The following is a 918-nucleotide window of genomic DNA, read 5'->3' on the forward strand; positions in this document are numbered from 1 at the left end:
GTCCAAAAGGTGGAGGTCAAGGCAGTGGCTCTGGTGAAGGTAACGCAAGTCCCGATGGCGAAGGTCAAGATGAATTTGTGTTCCAAATTTCAAAAGATGAATACCTCGATATTCTTTTTGAAGACTTAGAGCTACCGAATCTAGAAAAAAATCAAATCGCTAAAATTACGGAATGGAAAACTCACCGAGCAGGTTTCCAAACCGCAGGGATCCCTTCCAACATTTCCGTTATTCGTTCATTGCAGCAGTCATTAGCTCGTCGAACCGCCATGACTGCAGGCAAAAAACGACTTCTTAAAGAACTCGAAGACGAGTTGACTCGCATCAAAAATATTGAGCCAGCACAACAACTTGAAGAAAATCGTCTGAAAAAAGAAATCGAAGAGCTGCGCAAGAAAATTGAAAATGTGCCGTTCATCGATACTTTCGATTTACGTTTTAAAAACTACGAAAAACGACCAGTCCCTTCTAGCCAAGCCGTGATGTTTTGTCTGATGGACGTGTCTGGTTCTATGGATCAAGCGACCAAAGACATCGCAAAACGCTTCTATGTGCTGTTGTATCTGTTCTTAACTCGCACCTATGAAAACGTAGACGTTGTGTTTATTCGCCACCACACGCAAGCCAAAGAAGTCGATGAACACGAATTTTTCTACTCGCAAGAAACCGGTGGCACCATCGTATCTAGCGCTTTGAAATTAATGGATGAAATCGTCAAAGAGCGTTACCCGGTTGGTCAGTGGAACATCTACGCAGCCCAAGCGTCCGATGGGGATAACTGGGCGGATGACTCACCACGATGCCGAGATTTACTCGTGAACAAGTTGCTGCCAAATTGTCAGTACTATTCTTATATAGAAATCACGCGTCGCTCACATCAGACCTTATGGCACGAGTATGAGAAGCTTACCGACGAGT

General features: G+C 44.2%; 1 protein-coding gene. It reads left to right on the forward strand.

The genetic code is table 11. From position 1 onward, the window contains the following. A partial coding sequence (locus R8O11_RS25915) for a YeaH/YhbH family protein (RefSeq protein ID WP_318194701.1) occupies window positions 1-918 on the forward strand: 918 nt, incomplete at both ends.

Source organism: Vibrio sp. 1288 (assembly GCF_033344475.1).